This window comes from Bacillus sp. N12A5 (genome assembly GCF_026790125.1).
In the GTDB taxonomy this organism is placed as follows: Bacteria; Bacillota; Bacilli; order Bacillales; family Bacillaceae; genus Bacillus.
The window spans coordinates 35,081-61,937 of record NZ_JALAMR010000010.1 but is presented as its reverse complement, the minus strand read 5'-3'; the positions used below and the strand labels follow the sequence as shown (position 1 = coordinate 61,937).

Below are 26,857 nucleotides of genomic sequence, written 5' to 3'. Positions count from 1 at the left end.
TACTTGACAGGGATAAGACCAGTTTGTCAAAAGCGGGCAAGTCTTTTTTATTTGTTTCCGGCTAGATACAGCATGTACAATAAGATATTATGCATACTCTTGCAGAATTTCTTTTAATGTAAACGACAAAGCATGGTAGACATACAGTGCTGTCATTAAAGAGGGAAATCCGTAACGGGTGCCGTCTTCATCGGGAACGAGCGGCATTTTTAATTTAGAATCAATATGCACATCGCAATACTGTTCAATTCCCGCACTGTCTTTGGCTGCCGGCGATACGCATACGACTCCCGCGCCTTTTTCATAAAGCTCTTTTGCGAGCGCCTGCTCTTCGGCTGTGCCCGTCCCTGAGCAAAACATCAGCACCCTGTCGCTTTCTGTCACTTCCTCAGCGCTCTTTGGAAAGACTTTGACAGATGGGAATGGTTCGCTGCTTTCGGTTGCCTCATAATAGACGCCCTGAAGCTCATTTGCTCCGTATAAATAAATGGAATGCCCGCTGATCACCGCTTGAGCAAGCAGCCGTGCCCCATCTTCAATCGCGTCAGATTCCTTATCCTGAATGCGGGAAAAAATACCTGTTAACTGCGTCGTAAATATTTTCAACATAAGTGAATCCTCCTTTATAACGTACAATATCAGTATACAACAAAAGAGAAAATGCTCAGAAAATGTCGTAAAGTAGACTATTATAATTAAAGGAAATAATAAAATCAAACAGAATACATACACTACTGCTTACTTTTGACGAAAATCATAATATTGGGGTGTAAAATGATGAATGAAAAAATTTTAATCGTTGATGATCAATACGGCATACGTATTTTGCTTAACGAAGTGTTCAATAAAGAAGGCTACCAGACATTTCAGGCTGCAAACGGCCTGCAGGCGCTTGACATCGTGACAAAAGAACGGCCCGACCTTGTGCTTCTGGACATGAAAATTCCCGGCATGGACGGAATTGAAATTCTAAAACGGATGAAGGTCATTGATGAAAACATCCGGGTGATCATCATGACGGCATACGGAGAGCTCGACATGATCCAGGAATCAAAGGAATTGGGCGCTCTGACGCATTTTGCGAAGCCATTTGACATCGACGAAATCAGAGACGCCGTCAAAAAATATCTGCCCCTGAAGTCTAACTGACAAAAAGAAGAAACAAATGAATCATGTCATTGTGTTGCCGATTTGTCGAAAAGTTGGTATTCTAGTTATGGAGAAAAAGCGATCTGGTATTTACATATGACAGCAATATATGGGTCATGCTAGGGTGGAAAGCTTTTTTCGCTAGAAGACAATCAGGCTACATAAGGAGGACATTCGACATGCCTTTAGTTTCTATGACGGAAATGTTGAATACAGCTAAAGAAAAAGGGTACGCTGTAGGACAATTTAACTTAAACAACCTTGAGTTTACTCAAGCGATTTTACAAGCAGCTGAAGAAGAAAAATCTCCAGTGATCCTTGGTGTTTCCGAAGGTGCGGGACGCTACATGGGCGGCTTCAAAACAGTCGTTGCTATGGTAAAAGCACTTATGGAAGAGTACAAAGTGACAGTTCCTGTTGCGATTCACTTAGACCACGGTTCAAGCTTTGAATCTTGTGCGAAAGCGATTCATGCAGGTTTCACATCTGTAATGATCGACGCTTCTCACCATCCATTTGAAGAAAACGTTGCAACAACTTCAAAAGTTGTTGAGCTAGCTCATTTCCACGGAGTATCTGTAGAAGCTGAGCTTGGAACAGTCGGCGGACAAGAAGATGACGTTATCGCTGAAGGCGTAATCTACGCTGACCCTAAAGAGTGCCAAGAGCTTGTTGAGCGCACTGGCATCGACTGCCTTGCACCTGCACTAGGTTCTGTTCACGGCCCTTACAAAGGCGAACCAAACCTTGGTTTCAAAGAAATGGAAGAGATCGGCAAAACAACTGGTCTTCCATTAGTTCTTCACGGCGGTACTGGAATTCCGACTGCTGACATCAAAAAAGCAATTTCACTTGGTACAGCTAAAATCAACGTGAATACTGAAAACCAAATTTCTTCTGCAAAAGCTGTTCGCGAAACATTGGCAGCTAAGCCTAACGAGTACGATCCTCGTAAATACCTTGGACCAGCTCGTGAAGCGATCAAAGAAACAGTTATCGGTAAAATGCGTGAATTTGGTTCTTCAAACCAAGCTTAATTCAATTGGAACTTTTATAGCCGCCTGACAGCTTGACAGGCGGTTTTCCGTCTATCTTTAGAAAGCGCAATCATATTCACAGTTCAGAAAATTTCTGACTCAAGGAGGCTTTTTGAAAATGTTATTCTTTATTGATACAGCCAATATCGATGAAATTAAAGAAGCGAATGAATTAGGAATTCTCGCCGGCGTAACGACGAATCCTAGTTTAGTAGCAAAAGAAGCTAACGTATCATTCCACGACCGTCTTCGCGAGATCACAGACGTTGTGAAAGGCTCTGTAAGTGCAGAGGTTATTTCTTTGAAAGCTGAGGAAATGATCGAGGAAGGAAAAGAACTGGCAAAAATCGCTCCGAACATTACGGTAAAAATTCCGATGACGTCTGACGGTTTAAAAGCGGTAAGCGCACTTACTGAATTAGGCATCAAAACAAACGTTACATTGATCTTCAATGCTAACCAGGCGCTTCTTGCTGCCAGAGCAGGGGCAACGTATGTATCTCCATTCCTGGGACGTTTAGATGACATCGGCCACAACGGACTTGACCTGATTTCAGAAGTCAAGCAGATTTTTGACATTCACGGCCTTGATACGCAAATCATTGCGGCGTCAATCCGCCATCCGCAGCACGTGACAGAAGCAGCTCTAAGAGGGGCTCATATCGGCACAATGCCGCTGAAAGTCATTCATGCGCTCACGAAGCACCCATTAACAGACAAAGGAATCGAACAATTCCTGGCAGACTGGAATAAATAATGCAAAGGGCGGCAAACAGCTTATGCCTGTTTGCCGCAGCCTTTGTTTTTCACCGTCCTGATACAGCGGACCTTCAGATGCTGATTGCTGACGCCGCTTTACAGAGAAGGAATCATTGGGCTGCAGAAGCTGATATCGGAATGAAGGGTTTGCGTACTGCTTTTGCCGGATGACGACGATGTCTCTCGAACCGGCGGGTCTCTCTGTAACTTTCGAAACCTGTGCCCCGCAAAGCTTCGCTATTTTCTTCCTGATATTTTACAATGTGTTGTATTCTTTCTCTTCGAATTGGCTAGATTTTGGACATGAGCTTTATTTGCAGAGACAGAATAAAATGACATTTTATTTAGCTCCGCAGCTATCTTCTTATGGAAGGAGACTATCATGGAAAAGTTGAATATTGCCGGCGGTGACTCGTTAAACGGTACAGTACATATCAGCGGCGCTAAAAACAGTGCTGTTGCATTAATACCTGCAACCATTTTGGCAAATTCCGAGGTGACAATTGAAGGGCTTCCAGAGATTTCAGATATTGAAACGCTGCGTGACCTGTTAAAGGAAATCGGCGGCAACGTGCATTTTGAGAATGGGGAAATGGTTGTTGACCCCACGTCGATGATCAGCATGCCGCTTCCTAACGGGAAAGTAAAAAAGCTTCGCGCGTCGTATTATTTAATGGGGGCGATGCTCGGCCGCTTTAAGCAGGCCGTCATCGGATTGCCCGGCGGCTGCCACCTGGGCCCCCGTCCGATTGACCAGCATATCAAAGGCTTTGAAGCGCTCGGCGCTGAGGTGACCAATGAACAGGGCGCCATTTATTTGCGTGCTGAAAAGCTGAGAGGCGCACGCATTTATTTAGATGTCGTGAGTGTAGGGGCAACCATTAACATTATGCTTGCCGCTGTTTTGGCCGAAGGGAAAACGATTATCGAAAACGCTGCCAAGGAGCCTGAGATCATTGATGTGGCGACACTGCTTACCAGCATGGGCGCCAAAATCAAAGGTGCGGGAACCAATGTGATCCGAATCGACGGCGTGAAGGAACTGCACGGCTGCAAGCATACGATCATTCCCGACAGAATTGAGGCCGGGACATTTATGATTGCAGGGGCTGCAATGGGCAAGGAGGTCATTATCGATAATGTGATCCCCACTCATCTTGAGTCGTTAACGGCAAAGCTGAGAGAAATGGGCTATCACATCGAAACTAGCAACGACCAGCTTCTCATTGTCGGCGGGCAGAAGCACTTAAAGCCGGTTGACGTCAAAACCCTTGTATACCCGGGCTTTCCGACTGATTTGCAGCAGCCGATGACGGCGCTTTTGACAAGAGCAAAAGGGACAAGCGTCGTAACAGATACCATCTACTCGGCAAGGTTCAAACACATTGACGAGCTGAGACGGATGGGTGCGAATATGAAAGTAGAAGGCAGATCTGCCATCATCACAGGTCCTGTCGAGCTTCAGGGCGCAAAAGTGAAGGCGAGCGACCTGCGTGCCGGAGCCTGTCTGGTCGTAGCCGGCCTGATGGCTGACGGCGTCACGGAAATTACGGGACTGGAGCATATTGACCGCGGATACAGCAGCCTTGAGAAGAAGCTTGAGGGGCTTGGAGCGACAATCTGGCGTGAAAGAATGACTGACGAAGAGATAGAACAGCTTCAAAATTCATAATGGTTTCTTGTGAGAGGAGATCGTGTTGAAATGGAAAGAAGTTTATCTATGGAATTGGTACGTGTGACCGAAGCCGCGGCATTGGCATCTGCAAGATGGATGGGCCGGGGGAAAAAAGATGAGGCTGATGAAGCGGCAACAAGTGCAATGAGAGACGTTTTTGATACAGTTCCGATGAAAGGGACCGTTGTGATCGGTGAAGGCGAAATGGACGAAGCACCGATGCTGTATATTGGCGAAAAACTCGGAAACGGGTATGGCCCGCGCGTTGATGTCGCAGTTGACCCTCTTGAGGGCACAAACATCTTAGCAAGCGGCGGCTGGAACGCACTGACCGTTATCGCGGTCGCAGACCACGGCACGCTTCTGAACGCTCCTGACATGTATATGCAAAAAATCGCAGTCGGTCCGGAAGCGGTGGGCTGCATTGACATTGAAGCACCTGTCATTGATAACCTTAAAGCGGTGGCGAAAGCGAAAAACAAAGATGTTGAGGACGTTGTTGCCACCATCTTAAATCGTGAAAGACACGCTAACATTATTTCCGAGCTTCGTGAGGCCGGCGCCAGGATCAAATTGATCAACGATGGCGATGTCGCAGGCGCCATCAACACGGCTTTCGACCACACGGGCGTTGACATTCTGTTCGGATCAGGCGGAGCTCCTGAGGGTGTGCTTTCTGCTGTTGCGTTAAAAGCGCTTGGCGGAGAAATTATCGGTAAACTCGTTCCGCAAAGCGAAGAAGAAATCACACGCTGCAACAAAATGGGCCTTGATTTAAGCAAAGTTCTTCGTATGGAGGACCTTGTGAAGGGTGATGACGCGATTTTTGCAGCTACCGGGGTAACTGACGGCGAGCTGTTAAAGGGCGTTCAATTCAAAGGCTCTGTCGGCACAACCGAAAGCCTGGTTATCCGTGCAAAATCAGGAACTGTCCGCTTTGTTGACGGCAGACACAGCTTGAAAAAGAAACCTAATCTTGTAATCCGTCCATAACAAACAGAAGACGCGGGTGTGAGCCCGCTTTTCTTTTGCAGAAAAGAGTCAACTCTATCAATTCCGTGTCAAAACCTTATTTCAGTTGAATAATTTTTTGAAATAAGGTAAAAATAAAGAGTGCTGCGAATTTTACTGCGTAATTCCTTCTTTTAAGCACTAGGAAAGTTTCAATTCTACCGCATACAGACGATATAAGTATTGATCTTCTCATGTTTTTGTCCTCGCTTCCTTCAAAACTCATTAAGACAATCCTTTTAACAAAAGCGCCGATCATGGGTGGAAGTGTTACCGATAGAAGTTCCTTTATGTTAAAAAAAAGAATGTGCTTTGGCGGATGTTGTGCAAAAGCAGCAGATTACATGTGCAGAGTAAGATATTGACTATGAAAAGCGTGGTGTTTTTATGAAAGACGTATCTATTTCCTCTTTGGAAAATATGAAATTGAAAGAGCTTTATGAACTTGCAAGACATTATAAAATCTCCTACTACAGTAAACTGACAAAAAAAGAACTCATTTTCGCCATTCTGAAAGCGAATGCAGAACAGGAAGATCTGCTGTTTATGGAAGGCGTTCTTGAGATCATCCAGTCTGAAGGTTTCGGCTTTCTGAGACCGATCAACTACTCTCCAAGCTCAGAAGACATTTACATCTCAGCTTCACAAATCCGCCGTTTCGATTTGCGGAACGGAGACAAAGTATCCGGCAAGGTTCGCCCGCCAAAAGAAAATGAACGTTACTATGGACTTTTGCACGTTGAAGCAGTAAACGGAGATGATCCCGAATCAGCAAAAGAGCGTGTGCATTTCCCGGCTCTTACGCCACTTTATCCAGATCGTCAAATGGTGCTTGAAACAAAGCCGAACTTCCTGTCTACTAGAATTATGGATATGATGGCGCCGGTCGGATTTGGACAGCGCGGATTGATTGTTGCGCCGCCGAAAGCCGGTAAAACGATGCTTCTGAAGGAAATTGCCAACAGCATTACAGCGAATCAGCCTGAAGCAGAGCTCATTGTGCTTCTGATCGACGAAAGGCCGGAGGAAGTAACCGATATCGAGCGCTCTGTAGCTGGGGATGTCGTCAGCTCAACGTTTGATGAAGTGCCGGAAAACCATATCAAAGTGGCCGAGCTTGTGCTTGAGCGCGCGATGCGTCTCGTGGAACATAAAAAAGACGTCATCATCCTGATGGACAGCATCACTCGCCTTGCCCGCGCCTACAACTTAGTGATTCCGCCAAGCGGAAGAACGCTTTCCGGAGGGATTGACCCAGCCGCTTTCCACCGTCCAAAACGCTTCTTCGGAGCTGCGAGAAATATCGAAGAGGGCGGCAGCTTAACCATCCTTGCTACGGCTCTTGTGGATACAGGCTCACGTATGGATGACGTTATTTATGAAGAATTCAAGGGAACAGGCAACATGGAGCTTCACCTTGACCGCTCTCTGGCAGAGCGCCGCATCTTCCCGGCCATCGATATCCGCCGTTCAGGAACGCGCAAGGAAGAGCTGCTTGTGCCTAAAGAGCATCTTGATCGTTTATGGTCGATCCGCAAAACGATGTCTGATTCACCTGATTTCGCAGAAAAATTCATGAGAAAAATGAAAAAAACCAAAACAAACCAGGAATTTTTCGATATTCTCAATCAGGAATGGAAACAGGCAAATCTATCATCTGCTAGAAGATAAATTGTATTTGCAAAAGAAGTAAATCACTGATATAATTTTCTCATATGCGTTTCGGACAATGCTCCGAAATAATAACTCTGTTTCCACACGGGATTCAGGGCGGAAGGAGATGGATACAATGAAAGCAGGAATTCATCCTAATTTCAAAAAAGCAACAGTTAAATGCGCTTGCGGAAATGAATTTGAAACAGGCTCAGTAAAAGAAGAGGTACGCGTTGAGATTTGCTCTGAGTGCCACCCATTCTACACTGGCCGTCAAAAATTCGCTTCTGCTGATGGTCGTGTTGATCGCTTTAACAAAAAATACGGTCTTAAGTAATAATAGATTTTTCAACAGGCAAGAAGCAGTCTTGCCTGTTTTTTATATTGTCTAAAACACAGCTGGCAGAGAGGGGAGCAGAGCCTATGTACATAATGAAACAAAGCGGTTGGCTTGAGCTGATTTGCGGCAGCATGTTCTCGGGGAAATCTGAAGAGCTGATCAGAAGAGTGAAGAGAGCGACTTATGCCAAGCAGGAAGTCAGGGTATTTAAGCCTGTGATTGATAATCGATACAGCGAAGATGCTGTTGTCTCCCATAATGGAACATCTATGACGAGTTATGCCATTTCTTCTGCTGCGGACATTTGGGATCATATCAGTGAAAGTACGGATGTGATTGCGGTTGATGAAGTTCAGTTTTTTGACCGGGAAATTGTTGAGGTGTTATCATCTCTAGCCGATAAAGGCTACCGTGTGATTGCAGCGGGTCTCGATATGGATTTTAGAGGAGAGCCTTTCGGCGTCGTCCCGGACATTATGGCGATTGCGGAGAATGTGACGAAGCTGCAAGCCGTCTGTTCCGTCTGCGGATCACCGGCAAGCAGAACACAGCGCCTGATTGACGGTAAACCTGCTTCTTACGATGATCCGGTCATTTTGGTGGGCGCATCCGAATCGTATGAAGCGAGATGCAGACATCATCATGAAGTCCCAGGAAAAAATAAAAATAACCCAAAACATGGGTAGAAAGATAGAAAGCACCTGCTGAAAACAGCGGTGTTTTTTTTATATTCTGATAATAATCAATTAAAAAATTTAATTAAGTGTATTAAAAAATTAAGTAATTTTCTTCTCTTGAATTTTGATTTTTACAGGCATAAAATAGCTAACGTAATGTAAATAGTTTTGAGACATTGTTCGAATAATTGTCACAAAGTCGCATAAAGATCATGATCGGTTATTTTTTAGATGGGTTATTACTTAACTTGGTTAACTATTTCGAGAAAGAAGGAGATTTGCTTGAATAACATAAAAAAAACAGAAGAAGGCCACTTAGAGACAACTCTTAGAGGAAAAGAAGTTTTATCTATTCCTACTTTGAATAAAGGCGTTGCTTTTTCAGTAGAAGAAAGACAAGAACTCGGCTTAGAAGGACTTTTGCCGCCAACTGTACTTTCTCTTGATCAACAAGCACAACGCGCTTACGAGCAATTCCAAGCGCAGCCTGACCGCCTTCGCCAAAATGTTTACTTAAGTGATCTTGCAAACCGTAACGAAGTTCTTTTCTATAAATTGCTGCAAAACCATCTTCGCGAAATGCTTCCTGTTGTGTACACACCAACAGTTGGTGAAGCGATTCAGGAATACAGCCATGAATATAGAAGACCTCAAGGGATCTACTTGTCAATTGACAACATTGACGGTATTGAAAAAGCGTTTGAAAACCTTCATGCGACAGCAGGCGATATCGATCTTATCGTTGCTACTGACTCTGAAAGTATTCTCGGTATCGGTGACTGGGGTGTAGGCGGTATTAATATCGCTATCGGTAAATTGGCTGTGTACACTGCTGCAGCTGGTATTGACCCTAGCCGTGTTATCCCGGTTGTGCTTGATGTCGGTACGAACAACGAAAAACTTCTAAATGATCCTTTATATATCGGTAATAAGCATGAACGTGTTCAAGGTGAACGCTATGAAGCTTTCATTGACGCTTATGTCAAAGCGGCATTGAAATTCTTCCCTAAAGCGCTTCTTCACTGGGAAGACCTTGGCAACAAAAATGCACGCAATATCATGAAAAAATACAACCATGAAATTCTTACATTTAATGATGATATCCAAGGTACAGGAGCAATCACTCTTGCTGGTGTGCTTGCGGCGATGAAGAAAACTGGCGCTTCTATTAAAGATCAGCGTGTTGTTATCTTCGGTGCTGGTTCTGCCGGTATCGGTATTGCTGACCAAATCCGTGACACAATGGTGCTTGCTGGATTATCTGAAGAGGAAGCTAACAAACGCTTTTACACACTTGATTACAGAGGCTTGCTGACTGAGGAAATCGAAGGCATCCTTGATTTCCAAAAACCTTACCTTCGCACTGCAGATGAAGTGAAAGACTGGAAACGCGATGAAAAAGGCCAAATTCCATTCGATGAAGTGGTTCGCCAAGCGAAACCAACCATCTTAATTGGTACTTCAGGAGTTTCAGGTGCGTTCACAGAGGAAATTGTGAAAGAGATGGCATCTCACGTAGACCGTCCGGTTATCATGCCGATGTCTAATCCGACTCACCTTGCTGAAGCAGTGCCTGAAGATCTATTCAAATGGACTGACGGAAAAGTGCTTATTGCAACAGGAAGCCCATTTGACAATGTAGAATACAACGGTGTTTCTTATGAAATTGGACAATCTAACAACGCATTCGCGTTCCCTGGTCTAGGACTTGGTTCAATTGTAGCTGAAGCGCGTATCATTACGCCTGCAATGTTTGCTGCAACTGCTGATGCGATTGCAGAAATGGTTGATCTTGAAACACCTGGAGCAGGATTGCTTCCAAGCATCGATAAGCTTCAAGAAGTATCTATTCAAGTTGCGATTGCTGTTGCTGAAGCGGCAATTAAAGACGGCGTGGCAAATCGTCAGCCTGAAGATGTGAAACAAGCTGTTCTTGATGCAATGTGGACACCGGAATACAAAAAAGTCATCGCGAAATAATTAGCGAGTAAATTTTTCGTCCGAGGGAAAGCTTTTTGTAAAGCTAAAGTATACGGACATAGGATTTGGAGGAGAATATTTTGAGCATCTTAGATATCTTAATCCTCCTGGCACCGATCTTCTTTGTTATCGTGCTGGGATGGTTTGCTGGACATTTCGGAAGTTATGATGCCAAGTCAGCAAAAGGGGTAAGTACGTTAGTAACGAAATACGCACTTCCAGCTCACTTTATCGCTGGTATTTTGACAACTTCCAGAAGTGAATTTTTATCACAAGTTCCATTGATGGTTTCTTTAATTATTGGGATTGTTGGTTTCTATATCATCATTCTATTAGTTTGCAGATTTATCTTGAAGTATGATTTAACGAACTCATCTGTATTTTCTTTGAACTCTGCACAGCCGACATTCGCATTTATGGGTATCCCGGTATTGGGAAGCTTATTCGGAGCGAATGAAGTTGCGATTCCGATCGCGGTTACAGGTATCGTGGTAAACGCGATTCTTGATCCGCTCGCGATCATTATCGCTACTGTCGGTGAGTCTTCTAAGAAAAACGAAGAGAGTGGCGACAGCTTCTGGAAAATGACAGGGAAATCAATCCTGCATGGTCTATGTGAGCCGCTTGCAGCTGCTCCGTTAATCAGTATGATTTTAGTGCTGGTTTTCAATTTCACTCTTCCTGAGCTGGGTGTCAAAATGCTTGATCAGCTTGGAAGCACAACATCTGGTGTTGCTCTCTTTGCTGTCGGTGTTACCGTTGGTATTCGTAAAATCAAACTCAGTATGCCGGCTATCGGTATTGCGTTACTAAAAGTTGCGGTTCAGCCTGCGTTAATGTTCCTGATTGCTCTTGCTATCGGACTTCCAGCTGACCAAACAACAAAAGCCATCCTTCTTGTAGCATTCCCTGGTTCTGCTGTTGCAGCCATGATTGCGACTCGTTTCGAGAAACAAGAAGAAGAAACTGCGACTGCGTTTGTGGTCAGTGCGATTCTGTCATTGATTTCACTTCCAATTATTATCGCGCTTACTGCGTAATCAAAAAAGCTCCCCGTAAAGGGAGCTTTTTTTTCTTTAGGTTTGAAATTTGAAAAATGACAAAAGCGGTTTTTTTCTTGTTTTGGTTTTTTCGGAAGCAGCAGCGGTCTCGGGGATCGGCTGGGCGGTGAATTCTTCAATTTGCGAGGTCAGTGATTGCAGGTCTGCAAGGATGTCATCAATTTCTCTGCGATGCTGAAGCAACTGATAAGATACACCCTCATCGGCTTTTTGTTTCAGTTGGCGTTCCAGTTCCCCGATCCTTGCCAGCAGAACGTTTTCGTCCTGCTTTTGCTGTAAAAGGGCATCCAGTTTCTGTTCGAGCTGTTCAATTCTTCGTTCTGTGTCGCCATTTGTTGTTTGGACAAGGAAGCCTGTGCGTTTTTTAGCGCTTTGCGGCACATGAATATCCTGAATCGCCGTGCCTTCAGAAATTTGTTTTTGAACAGATTTTAGAATCTTTACATCTTCTGGCGTAAACGAATAGTGTCCAAGCTCATTGCGTTCGGCCGGAAGATTCAGTTGTTTCACCCACCGCTGCACCGTTTTTGCGGAGACGCCGAGTTCACTTGCTACCATATTTGTATTCATGATCCCATACCTCCTTTTTAGCTAGGTATTCGACCATAGAATGCGGTTCCCTTCCTATTAGACAAAACAAGAAAAGATTCGGCAAAGAAAGTGGGGATCTCCTTTATTTCTTCAAAAACCGTTATTGTTCATACAGTTCTAAAGGAAGCTGGTCAGGGTCAAAAAAGAAGGTGAACCGTTTGCCGGTCAGCGGATCTGTTCTGATTGGCTCTGTTTCGATTCCTTTCTCATGAAGCTCCTGAACCGCCTTATCCAAGCAGCCGACTGTAAAGGCGAGGTGGCGGAGGCCTGCCGCTTCAGGCCGGGTTCGGCGTGCGGGCGGGTCGGGAAACGAGAACAGCTCAATGACATACGTGCCGTTAAGCGACAAATCTAGCTTATAGGAGCCGCGCTCTTCACGGTACGTTTCTTGAATCACTTGAAAACCAAGCTTATGTACGTAGAAAGCTTTCGACTTTTCATAATCTGAACATATGATTGCAATATGATGTATGGATTTCAGCATATCATCCCTCCTCAATTCCCAGTATAGCAGAGGAGGCTTTTCCAACTGGGATTGAAATGCTTTTGACTGGGGTTAATCACTATACTATAATGAGAATGTTACGCACAGGAAAACAGAGGTGAAGACCGTGTTAGACCGTTTAAAGTCAATCGAAGAACGATACGAAAAATTAAATGAGCTTTTGAGCGATCCAGAAGTAGTCAACGATCCGAAAAAGCTAAGAGAATATTCAAAAGAGCAATCTGATATACAAGAAACAGTTGACGTATATAGACAATACAGAGATGCGTCAGAACAGCTGGCTGATGCAAAAGCGATGCTTGAAGAGAAGCTGGATGCTGAGATGCGCGACATGGTGAAGGAAGAGATTTCTGAACTTCAGAAGGAAACGGAAACACTGTCAGAACGCCTGAAAGTGCTCCTGATCCCGAAAGATCCGAATGACGACAAAAACGTTATTATGGAGATCCGCGGAGCTGCGGGAGGCGAGGAAGCCGCTTTATTCGCGGGCAACCTGTACAGAATGTATTCCCGCTATGCTGAGCTTCAAGGCTGGAAAACAGAGGTCATGGAAGCGAGTGTAACCGGTACGGGCGGCTACAAAGAGATCATCTTTATGATTACGGGTAACGGCGCGTATTCTAAACTCAAATATGAAAACGGCGCCCACCGTGTACAGCGTGTTCCGGAAACAGAATCCGGCGGCCGTATCCATACATCTACTGCAACAGTAGCATGTCTTCCTGAGGCAGAAGAGGTAGAGGTTGATATTCATGAAAAGGATATTCGCGTTGATACGTTTGCTTCAAGCGGACCGGGCGGACAAAGCGTTAACACAACAATGTCTGCCGTTCGTCTGACGCACTTGCCGACAGGTGTTGTTGTATCATGCCAGGATGAAAAATCTCAAATCAAGAACAAAGAAAAAGCAATGAAGGTTCTCCGTGCCAGAATCTATGATAAATTTCAGCAGGAAGCCCAGGCTGAATATGATCAAACACGGAAATCAGCAGTTGGATCAGGCGACCGCTCTGAGCGTATCCGCACATACAACTTCCCGCAAAACCGTGTGACGGATCACAGAATCGGCCTGACGATCCAAAAGCTTGACCAGATTCTTGAAGGAAAACTTGACGAAGTGGTTGAAGCGCTGATTGTTGAAGATCAGGCAAGCAAGCTTCAGCAGTCGGAAGGTTAAGATGAAGACGATATTTGAAGCCCTGAAATGGGCTTCTTCTTATTTAACCGAAGCGGGAAGAGAAGAAAATGCGGCCGAGCTTCTTTTGCTTTATGATACCGGAATGGACAGAAGCAAGCTGCTGGCCAGCTTACAGGAACCGATTGGCGAAGATGAACTGTATCGCTTTACGCGTCACGTTGAGATGCATAAAGAGGGTGTGCCGGTTCAGTATATTATCGGAAAAGAGTTTTTTTACGGACGGGAATTTATGGTGAATGATGATGTGCTGATTCCTCGGCCGGAAACAGAAGAGGTTGTCTATCATCTGCTTGAAACATATCGTCATGTCTTTTCTTCTGAAGACGGCCGGCTTGATGTCGTTGACGTCGGTACAGGGAGCGGCGCGATAGCCATCACGCTTGCGCTTGAAAACCAAAACTTTTCTGTGTCGGCTGTCGATATTTCGAAAGAGGCGCTGCAAGTCGCCTCTGCCAATGCGGAAAAGCTGGGGGCGGATGTGCGTTTTTATCAGGGCGATCTGCTTGAGCCTTTTATTAAGGCAGGAAAAAAAGCTGATATTATTGTCTCGAATCCTCCATATATTTCAGAGGAAGAAATGGCTGATTTATCGGAGATTGTCCGTTTTCATGAGCCCCTGCACGCTCTCACCGATGGCGGAGACGGGCTGAAGTTTTATAAGCGGTTTATGGAAGACATCCCGCTTGTCATGAAGGATAAAGTGTTTGTCGTTTTTGAAATCGGATGGAAACAGGGGGAAGCGGTCAAAGAGCTGATCCTCAAGGCGTTTAAACATGCGGAAGTGGAAGTGCTGAAAGATATTAATGGAAAAGACAGAACCATATGCGCTGTGATTCATAAAAATAAATAAGCAGCTTGCTGGCGAGTTAATGAATCAAGCTGTTTGAACACCAGCAAAGGGGATGTAAAAGATGAAAAAGGCCCTGACAGCAGGAATCTTGCTCATTGCGATTGAGAGCATGATTAGCACCATTTTTCCGCAGGCACTTTCATATGAAGCAATTTTTGGCGTTGTGTCTCTCGTTTTGGTCGGGCTCGCGATCATCACATCGGGTTTGGCTGTAAGCGGAAGTGATCAGCGGGCAAACTACCACTCAGAAACCAAAGAAAGCCGTACATCCCGCATGAAAATGGCGGCTGCTTTCTTTGTTGCGGCGATACCCTCTATTCTATGTTATTTGCTGACGGTTTTGTTTTAATGAAAAAAAGGAAGCCTCTTAGGCTTCCTTTTTTTGCAGTAAAACAGAATCCCATATCCAATAGACAAGAGCTGTTAATACAGCGAAAATATAAAAGGCTGTATTTTGAAGCAGAGATTGTCCCGAAGGCTGCAGCAAGCCAAAGATGATTGCGTTGGCAATAAAAGCCGCAACAAGATAATACAGCAAATACAAAGGGCTGAACCGTTTCGGCTTTTTATTCATCATGAATTGAAGCGGCAGCGCAAATATCAAATAAGGAAACAGAAAGTAAAATGCCATCGTAATAAGAGCGGCAATAATAAATGAATGAATATAAATAATCGAATAAAGAACCGACATTGTGAATGCTGATAGCAGCACTGTATAATTATATTTCATCTTAAACCTCCTAAAACACTATCGTACCATAAATAAGATTAACAGCTTGCTAGATTTTTTTCACCCTGCACGTTTACCTCAGGCTCTCCTTGTCCATAATAGGGCTAGAAACAAAGCACGGAGAGGAACGGTGGGGACCGATGAAAAAAACAGTTATCATTTGTATATATATCTTTCTTTTATTATCTGGAGCACTTGTAGGGCTGGCAAAAGAAGAGACAGCACAGCAATCAGAGAATCAGCCGGTGGTCATACCGGATGAGGCGATTCGTTTGAGAATATTGGCAAACAGCGATAGGGAACAGGACCAGCAATTAAAACGGCATATCAGAGACGCGGTCAATAAAGAAATCACAACCTGGGTAGAGGATATTACTTCTATAGAAGAGGCTCGTCGTGTCATTCGCTCCAAGCTTCCTGAAATCAAAGAAATTGCAAAGGAAACAATGGAGAAAGAAGGGGCGAACCAGTCCATATCTGTTGATTTTGACAAAATCTCATTTCCGACAAAGCTTTACGGCAACATGGTATATCCCGCTGGTGAGTATGAAGCGATTCTGATTACGCTTGGAAACGGCGACGGCGCCAACTGGTGGTGTGTGCTGTTCCCGCCGCTCTGCTTTCTTGATTTTTCGAATGGGGAAGCCGTAAAAGAACAAGAAGATAAAGAAGCCTCAAAAAAGCAGACTAAAAAAGTGCTTGAGGACGTAACAGCAAAAGCTGAAAAAGCCAAAAAGGAAGAGAAAGAAGAAAAGGAAGACGGCGCAGAGGTGAAGTTCTTCTTAGTCGAATGGATTTCCGACCTTTTTTCCTAATCACCTGGTCTAAAAATAGATTTGCCTCATAGATTGGAAGAAAGAATGCAAAAACGGGGTGAACGGATGTTTTATCAACTGCGGGTGGCAAGGGAAAAAGACGGAGACATGCTCGAGGAATTTTTAAAACAGGCGAAAACCAATTATGAAGGCGTGAAAGAAGGCTTCACCCAGTTTCTTATGCTGGAGGACAGCGAGAAAAACATTGCCGGATGTCTCGGAATTGAAAAAATAAGCTGTGATCAAGGGCTGCTGCGATCACTTGTGATATCGGACAAGCTTCACCAAGGACATATTGTGACGCTCTTTCAGAGCATGGAGCTGCTGTGCGAAAAGCATCAGATTAAAACAATATATTTAATAGCGAATCAGCATTCTTCTGCTGATTTCCTCGCGGCCATGGGTTTTGAACGAGCTGAAAGCGTACCGGAAGAGCTGTTTACTTCCGATCACTTCTGTGAATCGCGGCAAACGGAAGGGGCCGTCTTGATGAAAAAAGCGTCTGGATCAGTGTGATTTATACACATACTTATCCACTTCTTTATTAGCGTTGTCCACAATTTGTGGATAACGCTTGTTTTATGACAGGACATCTTTTATACTTTCAAAAGGATTACACGCGTAAAACAATCGTTTTATTGTTGTGAATAAGGAGTTTGGTCAGAAATGAAAACGAAAAGATGGTTTGTGGATGTAACTGATGAGTTATCCACAAATGATCCACAAATTGCACAAGCAGCCGCTTTGCTTCGGGAGAATGAGGTTGTTGCGTTCCCGACAGAAACGGTATACGGCCTCGGCGCAAACGCGAAAAACACGGATGCCGTCAAAAAAATATATGAGGCGAAAGGGCGGCCGAGTGATAATCCCCTGATTGTCCACATCGCGGACATCAGCCAGCTTGAGGATTTAACGGGTCCGGCGCCGGAAAAGGCGAAAACATTGATGAAACGGTTTTGGCCTGGAGCACTTACGCTCATTCTGCCTTGTAAACCTGGTGCGCTCTCACCTCGTGTAACGGCAGGGCTTGAAACGGTTGCCATTCGAATGCCGGATCATCCGCTTGCCCTTGCATTGATTCGCGAGTCGGGTTTGCCGATAGCGGCACCGAGCGCCAATTTATCAGGCAAGCCAAGTCCGACAAAGGCTGAGCATGTGGCTCACGACTTGGATGGCCGCATAGCAGGCATTATGGATGGAGGCCCTACTGGAATCGGAGTCGAATCAACTGTGCTTTCATGTGCGGGTGATATCCCTGTTCTCCTGCGCCCGGGCGGCATTACGAAAGAACAAATTGAAGCAGAGATTGGGCCGATCCTTGTGGATAAAGGGCTCAGTGATCAAAATGAGAAGCCGATTTCTCCAGGGATGAAATATACCCATTATGCGCCGACAGCACCGCTTGCCATTTGCGAAGGCAGCCCGGAGCGCATTCAGCATCTTATACAAGAATATCAACAGGGCGGAAGACGGGTCGGTGTCCTGACGACAGAAGAAAACGCGGGCGTTTATTCCGCTGATTATGTGAAGAGCTGCGGCAGACGGGCTCAGCTTGAGACTGTCGCGGCCGCGCTGTATGATGCTTTACGCAGCTTTGATGAGAAGAAGGTAGATTTTATTATCGCGGAATCCTTTCCTGACACGGGCGTCGGACTTGCCATTATGAATAGGCTGATGAAAGCCGCTGGAGGAAGAGTGATTCGCTGAATGCATTCAGATGTTCTAACCCTTTTTGGACACGCATAGGCTAAAAAAGCGGGGCGTGTCCAAGGGGGTTATTCATGTATGTCGGATTTGTTTATTGGCGAACTGATTACATTAAGCATCATGGCGTTTGCTTTAGGGATGGATGCTTTTTCTGTCGGTCTCGGAATGGGCATGGTCAAACTCAGAAAAAAGCAGATATTTTATATTGGTTTTATTATCGGCCTCTTTCACGTCATCATGCCTCTCGGGGGAATGGCGGCCGGTAACATGCTGTCAGGGCTCCTCGGTGTGTTAGCGGTTTATATCGGAGGTTCGCTGCTTTTTGTTCTTGGGGTACAAATGCTGATGGCTTCTTTTAAACAGTCAGAAGAACGGTTCATGTCGCCGTCAGGTCCAGGCTTATTGCTGTTTGCCGTCGGCGTCAGCCTTGACAGCTTCTCCGTCGGTTTGAGCTTGGGGATATACGGCTCGCATCCGTTTCTAACAATTACCCTGTTCGGGCTGTTCAGCATGGTGTTGACATGGCTGGGCCTGCTGATCGGGAAACAAGTGCAGTCATGGCTTGGTACATACAGCGAAGCGCTCGGAGGCATTATATTAATCGTATTTGGCCTCAAGCTGCTTTTGCCGATTTAATATACCAATAAAAGAAACGAAGTCGCCGTTTCTTTTTTCTTCATATATAATAGAGAAAAATAAGGGGTGACGACATGAACATTATTTTTGTCTGTACTGGAAATACGTGCCGCAGCCCGATGGCTGAGGCGCTTTTTAAATCAATTGCAGAAACGGAAGGGCTGAATGTCAGTGTCCGCTCGGCAGGTGTGTTTGCTTCACCTAATGGGAGGGCGACGCCTCAGGCAGTCGAAGCGCTGTTTGAAAAACACATCGCCCTTAATCATGTGTCTTCTCCGTTAACTGAAGAGCATATGGAATCGGCTGATTTGGTTCTGGCTATGACCCATCAGCACAAGCAGTTCATTACCAGCCAATTTGAACGTTATCGTGATAAAGTATTTACGCTGAAAGAATACGTCACAGGCAGCTATGGGGATGTCATCGATCCGTTTGGCGGCTCAATTGACATCTATAAACAAACGAGAGATGAGCTTGAAGAGCTTCTTCGGCAGCTGGCAAAACAGCTGAAAAAAGACAGCAAGTAGCTGTCAGAAAATCTGCAAACAGGTCATTTGCAAATCCTGCGTGAAGGAGTAGAATATAGTGAAAAGCACATCATATGGTGTGAATCAAAGAGCGGACAGGCTGCGCGGTCAACAAAGCGGGCGGGCCGCATTACACACGCTGGGAGGAAAAGCAGATGAAAGTAGCCATAGCATCGGATCATGGTGGCGTTCACATTCGAAATGAAATCAAAGACTTAATGGACGAATTGCAAATTGAATATATTGATATGGGCTGTGACTGCGGCAGCGGATCTGTCGATTATCCGGATTATGCTTTTCCGGTGGCCGAAAAAGTGGTAAGCGGCGAAGTTGACAGAGGCATTTTAATTTGCGGGACAGGCATCGGCATGAGCATTTCCGCAAATAAAGTCAAAGGCATCCGCTGCGCGCTTGCACACGATACATTCAGCGCAAAGGCGACGAGAGAGCATAATGACACAAACATCCTCGCGATGGGTGAACGGGTCATCGGCCCTGGTTTGGCGCGGGAAATCGCAAAAATCTGGCTGACTACTGAGTTTACCGGCGGAAGACACCAAAAGCGCATCGGAAAAATCTCAGATTATGAAGAGAAAAACCTGTAGGGGTGCTGTTCGATGAATGAGTTGAAACAAACGTGGAAGACGATGCTGTCTGAGTTCGGGGAACAGGCGGGATTGAAACAAGATCAGCTCTTTGTCCTTGGATGCAGCACGAGCGAAGTGGCCGGCAGCCGGATCGGAACATCAGGCAGCGAAGACATTGCGGAAAGCATATACAGCGGTCTTGCCGAGCTTAAGGGAAAAACGGGTATTCACCTGGCCTTTCAATGCTGCGAGCATTTGAACAGAGCGCTTGTCGTTGAAGAGGAAACCGCTCAGCGGTTCATGCTTCCGGTCGTTTCTGCTGTGCCTGTTCCAAAGGCGGGCGGGGCAATGGCTGCTTATGCATTTAAGCAGATGAAGTCTCCTGTTCTTGTCGAGGCCATTCAGGCTGACGCCGGAATAGACATCGGCGATACGTTTATCGGCATGCATCTGAAGCCGGTAGCTGTCCCTGTACGCGTTTCTCAAAATAATCTCGGGGCGGCACATGTGACACTGGCTCGTACTCGGCCGAAACTGATCGGCGGAGTGCGGGCGGTTTATGGGAGCGAATGAAAGGACTGCATGGCCAGTCTTTTCTTTTATTTTAAAGGCAGAAAAATAAATCCCGAACTTTAATTTAAATTTAAGTTATCAATATTCGTTTTTACCAATGAAAATTTCGATTTTTTTAAAATAATCTTTTACATCGACCTAAAAAACCATGTACAATAGTGATGGTAAAAACAAAGAACAGGATACGGATAGGAGAGGATCTCGCTGATGAAACATTTACCTGCGCAAGACGAACAAGTGTTTAACGCCATTAAAAATGAGCGTGAACGCCAACAGACTAAGATCGAATTGATTGCTTCTGAGAACTTTGTAAGTGAAGCGGTTATGGAAGCACAAGGATCTGTTTTGACGAACAAATACGCTGAAGGATATCCGGGCAAACGCTACTACGGCGGATGTGAGCACGTCGATGTCGTGGAAGATATCGCTCGTGACCGCGCGAAGGAAATCTTTGGAGCAGAGCATGTAAACGTTCAGCCGCATTCAGGCGCACAAGCAAACATGGCAGTGTACTTCACGATTTTAGAGCAAGGCGATACTGTACTTGGGATGAACCTCTCCCACGGCGGTCATTTAACACACGGAAGTCCAGTCAACTTCAGCGGTGTTCAATATAACTTTGTTGAGTACGGCGTAGATAAAGAAACTCAACATATTGATTACGATGACGTGCGTGAAAAAGCCCTCGCTCATAAGCCGAAGCTTATTGTAGCAGGAGCAAGTGCGTATCCTCGTACAATCGACTTTAAGAAATTCCGTGAAATTGCTGATGAAGTCGGCGCTTACTTCATGGTGGATATGGCGCATATCGCAGGACTTGTTGCGGCAGGCCTTCATCCAAACCCGGTTCCTTACGCTGATTTCGTGACAACAACAACACACAAAACACTTCGAGGCCCTCGCGGAGGCATGATCCTTTGCCGTGAAGAGTTTGGCAAGAAAATTGATAAATCCATCTTCCCTGGCATTCAAGGCGGACCGCTGATGCACGTGATTGCTGCAAAAGCTGTTTCATTCGGCGAAGTATTGCAGGACGATTTCAAAACATATGCGCAAAATGTCATTTCAAATGCAAAACGCTTGGCTGAATCGTTGACGAAAGAGGGCATCCAGCTCGTTTCAGGCGGAACTGACAACCACCTTATCCTTGTTGACCTTCGTTCTCTCGGACTGACAGGTAAGGTTGCAGAGCATGTGCTTGATGAAATCGGAATTACGTCTAACAAAAACGCGATTCCATACGATCCAGAAAAACCTTTCGTAACAAGCGGTATCCGTCTTGGTACAGCTGCTGTGACAAGCCGCGGTTTTGACGGAGACGCATTGGAAGAAGTCGGTGCGATCATTGCGCTTGCATTGAAAAACCACGAAGATGAAGGAAAACTTGAAGAAGCAAGACAGCGTGTAGCTGCTCTGACTGATAAATTTCCTTTATATAAAGAATTAGATTACTAAGATTCCAAAAACCCGTTCGGGCTAATGCCCGGCGGGTTTTTTGACGATGTTCTTGAAACTCAATGTCTTTTTTTGTAGAATCAATAGAAGTGTGAAATTGTTGATGGGACAATAAAAAAGGAGCTGAACACAGCATGGGAAAGGTTTATGTATTTGATCATCCTTTAATTCAGCATAAGCTGACATATATACGGAATGAAAATACAGGTACAAAGGATTTTAGAGAGCTTGTAGATGAAGTAGCCACACTGATGGCGTTTGAAATTACCCGCGATCTTCCTTTAGAAGAAGTGGATATCAACACACCTGTTCAGGCTGCGAAATCGAAAGTCATCTCAGGAAAAAAACTCGGAGTGGTTCCTATCCTTAGAGCGGGATTGGGAATGGTTGACGGCATCTTAAAGCTGATTCCTGCGGCAAAAGTGGGACATGTCGGCCTGTACCGTGATCCTGAAACCTTAAAGCCCGTGGAATACTATGTCAAGCTTCCTTCTGACGTGGAAGAGCGTGAATTCATTGTGGTTGACCCGATGCTGGCTACAGGGGGTTCTGCTGTAGAAGCGATTCACAGCCTCAAAAAACGCGGCGCGAAAAATATCCGGTTCATGTGCCTTGTAGCGGCGCCAGAGGGTGTGGAAGAATTGCAGAAGCATCATTCAGACGTGGATATTTACATCGCGGCTCTTGATGAAAAATTAAATGAAAAAGGTTATATCGTTCCGGGTCTCGGAGATGCAGGAGACCGTATGTTTGGAACAAAATAAAAAAAGAAAACCCGAAAAGGGTTTTCTTTTTTTATCCAGATATTTGCTATTCGGTCAATCTGTATACAATTATAGGTGAAAATGTGAACATTCTGTGGAGGCTTACAGTATAAAAAGTTTTTTAACTTTAAACAGATTGACACATGTTAGGGGCTATTGTATGCTAAACGAGGGTATTATGAGAAGGTTTTCATAGCTTTCATTATAGTCCTCATCCTCAACGTAAATCCTCTCAGAAAACCCGTATTATGAGGATTTATTTAAGCGAATGAAACAGCATCCCTGCAAGGCTTGCGGATGAATGATTTTTTCGAACAGGCCCGTTTTGCCGGTCAAAAAAGGTCTTCTACTAGGGTTAACCGCTGATTTATGCCGTATCTAAGCTTTACATTATTTTTTCATCAGGAGACAGATAATTGATGGACGATCCCAAGCTTACATTTAGCAGACAACGCAAATACTTATTGTTCATTTTGGCAGTGTATGTACTGGGTTATGGTTTAACAGCGTATAAAACCGTTTTTTTAGGCCTTATTCTGGGAACTGTTTTCAGTTTGTTTAATTTTTTACTGCTCGTCAGGAGAATGAACGCCTTTGACAGAGCCGTTGAGAAAGGAAAGTCCATACGATCTCTTGGGAGCGCAGCGCGGTGGTGCAATGCGATTCTTGCTGCGGCTGTGGCCTATAAAAATCCCGAGCATTTTCATATGGCAAGTACAGTTATTGGATTAATGACAATCTACCCTGTCATTATGATAGATTCCTTTATCCAGCTTAAACGTTCATCAATGGAAGAGAGGTGAAAACCCTTTGAATCATGAATACAGAACTATTGAATTTCTAGGTCTTACTTTTAATCTGACAAACATTCTGATGATTACTGTGGCGAGTGTGATTGTTTTATTGATTGCTATATTGACGACAAGAACACTTTCGATCCGTCCCGGAAAAGCCCAGAATTTTATGGAATGGGTTGTTGATTTCGTCCGCAATATTATCGGCAGTACAATGGATTTGAAAACAGGGGCTAACTTCTTGGCACTTGGTGTCACATTGCTGATGTACATATTTGTGTCGAATATGCTGGGGCTGCCGTTCTCTATTACAATCGGACATGAGCTCTGGTGGAAATCTCCGACAGCCGACCCTGCCATTACATTAACGCTAGCCGTGATGGTTGTTGCTTTAACCCACTACTATGGTGTGAAGATGAAAGGGCTCAAGGAATATTCCAAAGACTATTTAAGACCTGTTCCATTCATGCTCCCGATGAAAATCATCGAAGAGTTTGCGAATACGCTGACTCTCGGGTTGCGGCTTTATGGTAACATCTTCGCCGGTGAGATTCTTCTCGGTCTGCTTGCGGGTTTAGCGACAAGCCATTATTCGCAAAGCGTGGCTCTCGGTCTAGTCGGTACAATCGGCGCCATTCTGCCAATGCTGGCATGGCAGGCATTCAGTTTATTTATTGGTGCCATCCAAGCGTTTATCTTCACAATGCTGACGATGGTGTACATGTCTCATAAAATCAGTCATGATCATTAAAACATTATATCCAAACGGATAACATTTTAAAGGAGGAACTTTTTCATGAATTTAATAGCAGCTGCGATTGCAATTGGTTTAGGCGCACTTGGTGCAGGTATTGGTAACGGTTTGATTGTTTCACGTACGGTAGAGGGGATTGCCCGTCAGCCGGAAGCAGGTAAAGAACTTAGAACTCTTATGTTCATGGGTATCGCATTAGTTGAGGCCCTTCCTATTATCGCTGTCGTTATCGCATTCTTAGCGTTCTTTGGCTAAGCATAAAAGCCTTATATGAACTAAAAATGGCGAAGATCATTCCAAGAGAACCTTCGCCATTGCTTTATGTCTGATAAGCAACCCGCCTTGCCGGCTGAAAAGAGACAAGTGCGGCTGCTGGATCAGCAAAGAAAAACCTGCAGAAGGGAGTTGCCGTAGTAGATGTCTCAATTACCACTTGAACTAGGACTGTCGTTTAACGGCGGAGATATCCTGTTCCAACTGTTAGCTATGCTAATCTTATTAGCGCTTCTGAAGAAATACGCTTTAGGGCCGCTATTAAACATAATGAAACAGCGTGAAGACCACATCGCTGGAGAAATTACGTCTGCTGAAGAAAAAAATAAAGAGGCGCAGCAGCTGATTGAAGAGCAGCGCGTTCTTTTAAAAGAAGCAAGACAAGAATCCCAAACTCTTATCGAAAACGCAAAGAAACTGGGAGAAAAGCAAAAAGAAGAGATTATTCAGGCTGCACGTGCAGAATCTGAACGTCTGAAAGAAGCAGCAAGAACTGAAATCGTGAAGGAAAAAGAACAGGCGGTTTCTGCTCTCCGTGAGCAAGTAGCGTCTCTTTCTGTCATGATTGCGTCGAAAGTGATCGAAAAAGAACTGGATGAACAAGCTCAAGAGAAATTGATCCAGGACTATCTTAAAGAGGTAGGAGAAAGCCGATGAGTGGATCAGCTGTCTCTAAAAGATATGCGTCAGCTCTTTTTGATATTGCCAATGAGTCCGCTCAGCTGAATCAAGTAGAAGAAGAGCTAACCGTTGTAAAAGAAGTATTTCAAAACGAAAAAGCGCTTAATGATGTGTTAAACCATCCGAAGGTGCCGGCTGCGAAGAAGAAAGAGCTCATTCAGAATGCATTTGGCTCTTTGTCACAGTCCGTGCTCAATACGATTTTTCTTTTGATTGACCGCCATCGGGCAGCAATTGTGCCTGAGCTCACAGATGAGTTTATTAAACTCGCAAATGAGGCACGTCAAACAGAAGACGCAATCGTATATTCAGTAAAACCGCTGACGGATGCGGAAGTTTTATCTTTATCACAAGTATTTGCAAAAAAAGCCGGAGTCGCTTCACTGAGAATCAGAAATGAAGTGCAGACGGATTTAATAGGCGGTATTAAAGTCCGCATAGGAAACCGGATTTTTGACGGCAGCGTAAGCGGAAAGCTTCAGCGCATTGAACGTCAACTAGCCGGGGAAAATCGATAGAAGGGGTGAAACCTAAGTGAGCATCAAAGCTGAAGAGATTAGCACGCTGATAAAACAGCAAATACAAAATTATCAATCTGATATTGAAGTTCAAGACGTAGGTACAGTCATCCAAGTCGGTGACGGTATTGCTCGCGTACACGGCCTTGACAACTGTATGGCCGGTGAACTTGTCGAATTTTCAAACGGTGTTTTGGGTATGGCTCAAAACCTTGAAGAATCAAACGTAGGTATCGTCATCTTAGGACCTTTCAGTGAGATCCGTGAGGGAGACGAAGTAAAAAGAACAGGCCGCATCATGGAGGTTCCTGTCGGTGAAGAATTAATCGGCCGTATTGTGAACCCATTAGGCCAGCCGGTAGACGGACTTGGCCCGATCCTTACAAGCAAAACACGTCCGATCGAAAGCCCTGCACCAGGCGTTATGGACCGTAAATCCGTTCATGAACCGCTTCAAACAGGTATTAAAGCGATCGATGCACTGATCCCAATCGGCCGCGGCCAGCGTGAGCTGATCATCGGTGACCGTCAAACAGGTAAAACATCTGTTGCGATCGATGCGATCCTGAACCAAAAAGACCAAGACATGATCTGCGTATATGTTGCTATCGGTCAAAAAGAATCAACAGTCCGCGGCGTAGTAGAAACATTGCGTAAGCACGGCGCGCTTGATTATACAATTGTTGTCACGGCGTCTGCGTCTCAGCCGGCACCGCTTCTGTACCTGGCTCCGTATGCAGGGGTTACAATGGCAGAAGAATTTATGTACAACGGCAAGCACGTTCTTGTTGTATACGATGATCTTTCTAAACAAGCGGCTGCTTACCGTGAGCTGTCCTTGCTTCTTCGCCGTCCGCCAGGCCGTGAAGCGTTCCCTGGGGATGTATTCTACCTTCATTCCCGTCTGCTTGAGCGTGCAGCAAAGCTTAGCGACGCGAAAGGCGCAGGATCAATTACAGCTCTGCCGTTCGTAGAAACACAAGCCGGGGATATCTCTGCTTATATTCCGACGAACGTTATTTCCATCACTGACGGACAGATCTTCCTGCAATCTGATTTGTTCTTCTCAGGCGTACGTCCAGCGATCAACGCCGGTTTGTCTGTATCCCGTGTCGGTGGTTCAGCGCAAATCAAAGCGATGAAAAAAGTATCAGGTACTTTGCGTCTTGACCTTGCGTCATATCGTGAGCTGGAAGCATTCGCTCAATTCGGATCTGACCTCGACCAAGCGACTCAGGCGAAACTGAACCGCGGTGCGCGTACAGTTGAAGTACTGAAGCAGGATCTGAACAAGCCGCTTCCGGTTGAAAAGCAAGTAGCTATTCTTTATGCGCTGACTAAAGGATATCTCGATGATATTCCAGTAGCGGATATCAGACGTTTTGAAGAAGAGTACTACATGTACCTTGACCAAAACCATAAAGAACTGCTTGACGGAATTGCGAAAACAGGAAACCTTCCTGCTGATGAAGACTTCAAAGCTGCAATCGAAGGCTTCAAACGCACATTTGCACCAAGCAACTAACTCGAATGCTGATGAGAGAAAAAGGTTCTCTT

Annotated in this window: 33 protein-coding genes and 1 pseudogene; 30 read left to right on the top strand and 4 right to left on the bottom strand. The window is 45.0% G+C overall.

Annotated elements, in window-relative coordinates; all coding sequences use genetic code 11:
• Positions 1-87: 87 nt before the first annotated feature.
• Positions 88-609 (bottom strand): DUF2529 domain-containing protein, encoded by a 522-nt coding sequence (locus MOC09_RS13485; RefSeq protein WP_268359982.1) that lies wholly within the window; start codon positions 607-609, stop codon positions 88-90.
• A 165-nt stretch (positions 610-774) separates the two neighbouring features.
• On the opposite strand from MOC09_RS13485, the gene spo0F reads away from it, so the two are divergent.
• The 12 genes and pseudogenes from spo0F to MOC09_RS13425 all read left to right on the top strand — a co-directional run bounded on the left by spo0F (position 775) and on the right by MOC09_RS13425 (position 11,321).
• Positions 775-1,149 carry a sporulation initiation phosphotransferase Spo0F gene (gene spo0F / locus MOC09_RS13480; RefSeq protein ID WP_003227621.1) on the top strand — a complete coding sequence of 125 codons (375 nt, stop codon included), beginning with the start codon at positions 775-777 and terminating at the stop codon, positions 1,147-1,149.
• A gap of 179 nt (positions 1,150-1,328) precedes the next feature.
• Positions 1,329-2,186, top strand: coding sequence for a class II fructose-bisphosphate aldolase (locus MOC09_RS13475; RefSeq protein WP_268359983.1), 858 nt, complete (start codon positions 1,329-1,331; stop codon positions 2,184-2,186).
• 118 nt (positions 2,187-2,304) lie between these two features.
• Positions 2,305-2,943, top strand: coding sequence for a fructose-6-phosphate aldolase (gene fsa / locus MOC09_RS13470; protein WP_268359984.1), 639 nt, complete (start codon positions 2,305-2,307; stop codon positions 2,941-2,943).
• Complete coding sequence (locus tag MOC09_RS13465) at positions 2,943-3,116, top strand: hypothetical protein (RefSeq protein ID WP_268359985.1); 174 nt, start codon at positions 2,943-2,945, stop codon at positions 3,114-3,116. Before fsa ends, MOC09_RS13465 begins: the two co-directional genes overlap by 1 nt.
• Before the next feature lie 211 nt (positions 3,117-3,327).
• On the top strand, positions 3,328-4,617 hold the full coding sequence (locus MOC09_RS13460; protein ID WP_268359986.1) for a UDP-N-acetylglucosamine 1-carboxyvinyltransferase: 1,290 nt from the start codon (positions 3,328-3,330) through the stop codon (positions 4,615-4,617).
• 30 nt (positions 4,618-4,647) lie between these two features.
• Complete coding sequence (gene glpX / locus MOC09_RS13455) at positions 4,648-5,613, top strand: class II fructose-bisphosphatase (RefSeq protein ID WP_268359987.1); 966 nt, start codon at positions 4,648-4,650, stop codon at positions 5,611-5,613.
• 212 nt (positions 5,614-5,825) lie between these two features.
• Positions 5,826-5,988 (top strand): annotated as a pseudogene (locus MOC09_RS13450) (hypothetical protein).
• A gap of 30 nt (positions 5,989-6,018) precedes the next feature.
• Complete coding sequence (gene rho / locus MOC09_RS13445) at positions 6,019-7,302, top strand: transcription termination factor Rho (RefSeq protein WP_003221939.1); 1,284 nt, start codon at positions 6,019-6,021, stop codon at positions 7,300-7,302.
• A gap of 118 nt (positions 7,303-7,420) precedes the next feature.
• Positions 7,421-7,621, top strand: coding sequence for a 50S ribosomal protein L31 (rpmE, locus tag MOC09_RS13440; RefSeq protein ID WP_003151132.1), 201 nt, complete (start codon positions 7,421-7,423; stop codon positions 7,619-7,621).
• A gap of 86 nt (positions 7,622-7,707) precedes the next feature.
• The gene (locus tag MOC09_RS13435) at positions 7,708-8,310 is read left to right on the top strand and encodes a thymidine kinase (protein WP_268359988.1); all 603 of its coding nucleotides are present in this window, start codon (positions 7,708-7,710) and stop codon (positions 8,308-8,310) included.
• A gap of 273 nt (positions 8,311-8,583) precedes the next feature.
• A complete protein-coding gene (gene malS / locus MOC09_RS13430; protein WP_268359989.1) occupies positions 8,584-10,281 on the top strand; it encodes an oxaloacetate-decarboxylating malate dehydrogenase in 1,698 nt (565 codons plus the stop codon).
• Between the two features lie 80 nt (positions 10,282-10,361).
• Positions 10,362-11,321, top strand: coding sequence for an AEC family transporter (locus tag MOC09_RS13425; protein ID WP_268370804.1), 960 nt, complete (start codon positions 10,362-10,364; stop codon positions 11,319-11,321).
• 36 nt (positions 11,322-11,357) lie between these two features.
• Here MOC09_RS13425 and racA read toward each other — a convergent pair whose 3' ends face one another.
• Entirely contained in the window at positions 11,358-11,912 is a 555-nt protein-coding gene (gene racA / locus MOC09_RS13420; protein ID WP_268359991.1) for a chromosome-anchoring protein RacA, read from the bottom strand.
• A gap of 121 nt (positions 11,913-12,033) precedes the next feature.
• Positions 12,034-12,417 (bottom strand): VOC family protein, encoded by a 384-nt coding sequence (locus MOC09_RS13415; protein ID WP_268359992.1) that lies wholly within the window; start codon positions 12,415-12,417, stop codon positions 12,034-12,036.
• A 127-nt stretch (positions 12,418-12,544) separates the two neighbouring features.
• Here MOC09_RS13415 and prfA point away from each other — a divergent pair, with 127 nt between their 5' ends.
• The 3 genes from prfA (at position 12,545) to MOC09_RS13400 (ending at position 14,835) form a co-directional block, all read left to right on the top strand.
• Complete coding sequence (gene prfA, locus MOC09_RS13410) at positions 12,545-13,615, top strand: peptide chain release factor 1 (protein WP_268360007.1); 1,071 nt, start codon at positions 12,545-12,547, stop codon at positions 13,613-13,615.
• 1 nt (position 13,616) lies between these two features.
• Positions 13,617-14,486 carry a peptide chain release factor N(5)-glutamine methyltransferase gene (prmC, locus tag MOC09_RS13405; RefSeq protein ID WP_268359993.1) on the top strand — a complete coding sequence of 290 codons (870 nt, stop codon included), beginning with the start codon at positions 13,617-13,619 and terminating at the stop codon, positions 14,484-14,486.
• A gap of 61 nt (positions 14,487-14,547) precedes the next feature.
• Entirely contained in the window at positions 14,548-14,835 is a 288-nt protein-coding gene (locus tag MOC09_RS13400; RefSeq protein ID WP_268359994.1) for a DUF5316 family protein, read from the top strand.
• 18 nt (positions 14,836-14,853) lie between these two features.
• On the opposite strand, the gene MOC09_RS13395 is transcribed toward MOC09_RS13400, so the two are convergent.
• Entirely contained in the window at positions 14,854-15,216 is a 363-nt protein-coding gene (locus MOC09_RS13395; RefSeq protein WP_268359995.1) for a UPF0715 family protein, read from the bottom strand.
• A 140-nt stretch (positions 15,217-15,356) separates the two neighbouring features.
• Between MOC09_RS13395 and spoIIR the strand changes: the two genes are divergently transcribed.
• From spoIIR to atpA, 15 genes are all read left to right on the top strand, one after another.
• The gene (gene spoIIR / locus MOC09_RS13390) at positions 15,357-16,031 is read left to right on the top strand and encodes a stage II sporulation protein R (protein WP_268359996.1); all 675 of its coding nucleotides are present in this window, start codon (positions 15,357-15,359) and stop codon (positions 16,029-16,031) included.
• 66 nt (positions 16,032-16,097) lie between these two features.
• Positions 16,098-16,547 (top strand): GNAT family N-acetyltransferase, encoded by a 450-nt coding sequence (locus tag MOC09_RS13385; protein WP_268359997.1) that lies wholly within the window; start codon positions 16,098-16,100, stop codon positions 16,545-16,547.
• Between the two features lie 150 nt (positions 16,548-16,697).
• Positions 16,698-17,738 carry an L-threonylcarbamoyladenylate synthase gene (locus tag MOC09_RS13380; protein WP_268359998.1) on the top strand — a complete coding sequence of 347 codons (1,041 nt, stop codon included), beginning with the start codon at positions 16,698-16,700 and terminating at the stop codon, positions 17,736-17,738.
• Between the two features lie 78 nt (positions 17,739-17,816).
• The gene (locus tag MOC09_RS13375; RefSeq protein WP_268359999.1) at positions 17,817-18,374 is read left to right on the top strand and encodes a manganese efflux pump MntP family protein; all 558 of its coding nucleotides are present in this window, start codon (positions 17,817-17,819) and stop codon (positions 18,372-18,374) included.
• Positions 18,375-18,448: 74 nt separating this feature from the next.
• Positions 18,449-18,901, top strand: coding sequence for a low molecular weight protein arginine phosphatase (locus MOC09_RS13370; protein WP_268360000.1), 453 nt, complete (start codon positions 18,449-18,451; stop codon positions 18,899-18,901).
• Between the two features lie 155 nt (positions 18,902-19,056).
• Positions 19,057-19,506, top strand: coding sequence for a ribose 5-phosphate isomerase B (gene rpiB, locus MOC09_RS13365; RefSeq protein ID WP_268370802.1), 450 nt, complete (start codon positions 19,057-19,059; stop codon positions 19,504-19,506).
• A gap of 12 nt (positions 19,507-19,518) precedes the next feature.
• Positions 19,519-20,061 carry a TIGR01440 family protein gene (locus MOC09_RS13360; protein ID WP_268360002.1) on the top strand — a complete coding sequence of 181 codons (543 nt, stop codon included), beginning with the start codon at positions 19,519-19,521 and terminating at the stop codon, positions 20,059-20,061.
• 207 nt (positions 20,062-20,268) lie between these two features.
• A complete protein-coding gene (glyA, locus tag MOC09_RS13355; RefSeq protein WP_268360003.1) occupies positions 20,269-21,516 on the top strand; it encodes a serine hydroxymethyltransferase in 1,248 nt (415 codons plus the stop codon).
• Positions 21,517-21,650: 134 nt separating this feature from the next.
• On the top strand, positions 21,651-22,280 hold the full coding sequence (upp, locus tag MOC09_RS13350) for a uracil phosphoribosyltransferase (RefSeq protein ID WP_003227670.1): 630 nt from the start codon (positions 21,651-21,653) through the stop codon (positions 22,278-22,280).
• A gap of 419 nt (positions 22,281-22,699) precedes the next feature.
• Positions 22,700-23,083, top strand: a complete 384-nt coding sequence (atpI, locus tag MOC09_RS13345) for an ATP synthase subunit I (RefSeq protein WP_003221899.1) — start codon at positions 22,700-22,702, stop codon at positions 23,081-23,083.
• Between the two features lie 7 nt (positions 23,084-23,090).
• Positions 23,091-23,825, top strand: a complete 735-nt coding sequence (gene atpB, locus MOC09_RS13340) for a F0F1 ATP synthase subunit A (RefSeq protein WP_003221896.1) — start codon at positions 23,091-23,093, stop codon at positions 23,823-23,825.
• 45 nt (positions 23,826-23,870) lie between these two features.
• Entirely contained in the window at positions 23,871-24,083 is a 213-nt protein-coding gene (gene atpE / locus MOC09_RS13335; protein ID WP_003151167.1) for a F0F1 ATP synthase subunit C, read from the top strand.
• Positions 24,084-24,245: 162 nt separating this feature from the next.
• Positions 24,246-24,758 carry a F0F1 ATP synthase subunit B gene (atpF, locus tag MOC09_RS13330; RefSeq protein ID WP_003244051.1) on the top strand — a complete coding sequence of 171 codons (513 nt, stop codon included), beginning with the start codon at positions 24,246-24,248 and terminating at the stop codon, positions 24,756-24,758.
• Positions 24,755-25,300, top strand: a complete 546-nt coding sequence (locus tag MOC09_RS13325; protein WP_268360004.1) for a F0F1 ATP synthase subunit delta — start codon at positions 24,755-24,757, stop codon at positions 25,298-25,300. The genes atpF and MOC09_RS13325 overlap by 4 nt, the downstream gene beginning before the upstream one ends.
• A 16-nt stretch (positions 25,301-25,316) precedes the next feature.
• Positions 25,317-26,825, top strand: a complete 1,509-nt coding sequence (gene atpA / locus MOC09_RS13320) for a F0F1 ATP synthase subunit alpha (RefSeq protein ID WP_014115501.1) — start codon at positions 25,317-25,319, stop codon at positions 26,823-26,825.
• Positions 26,826-26,857 lie beyond the last annotated feature (32 nt).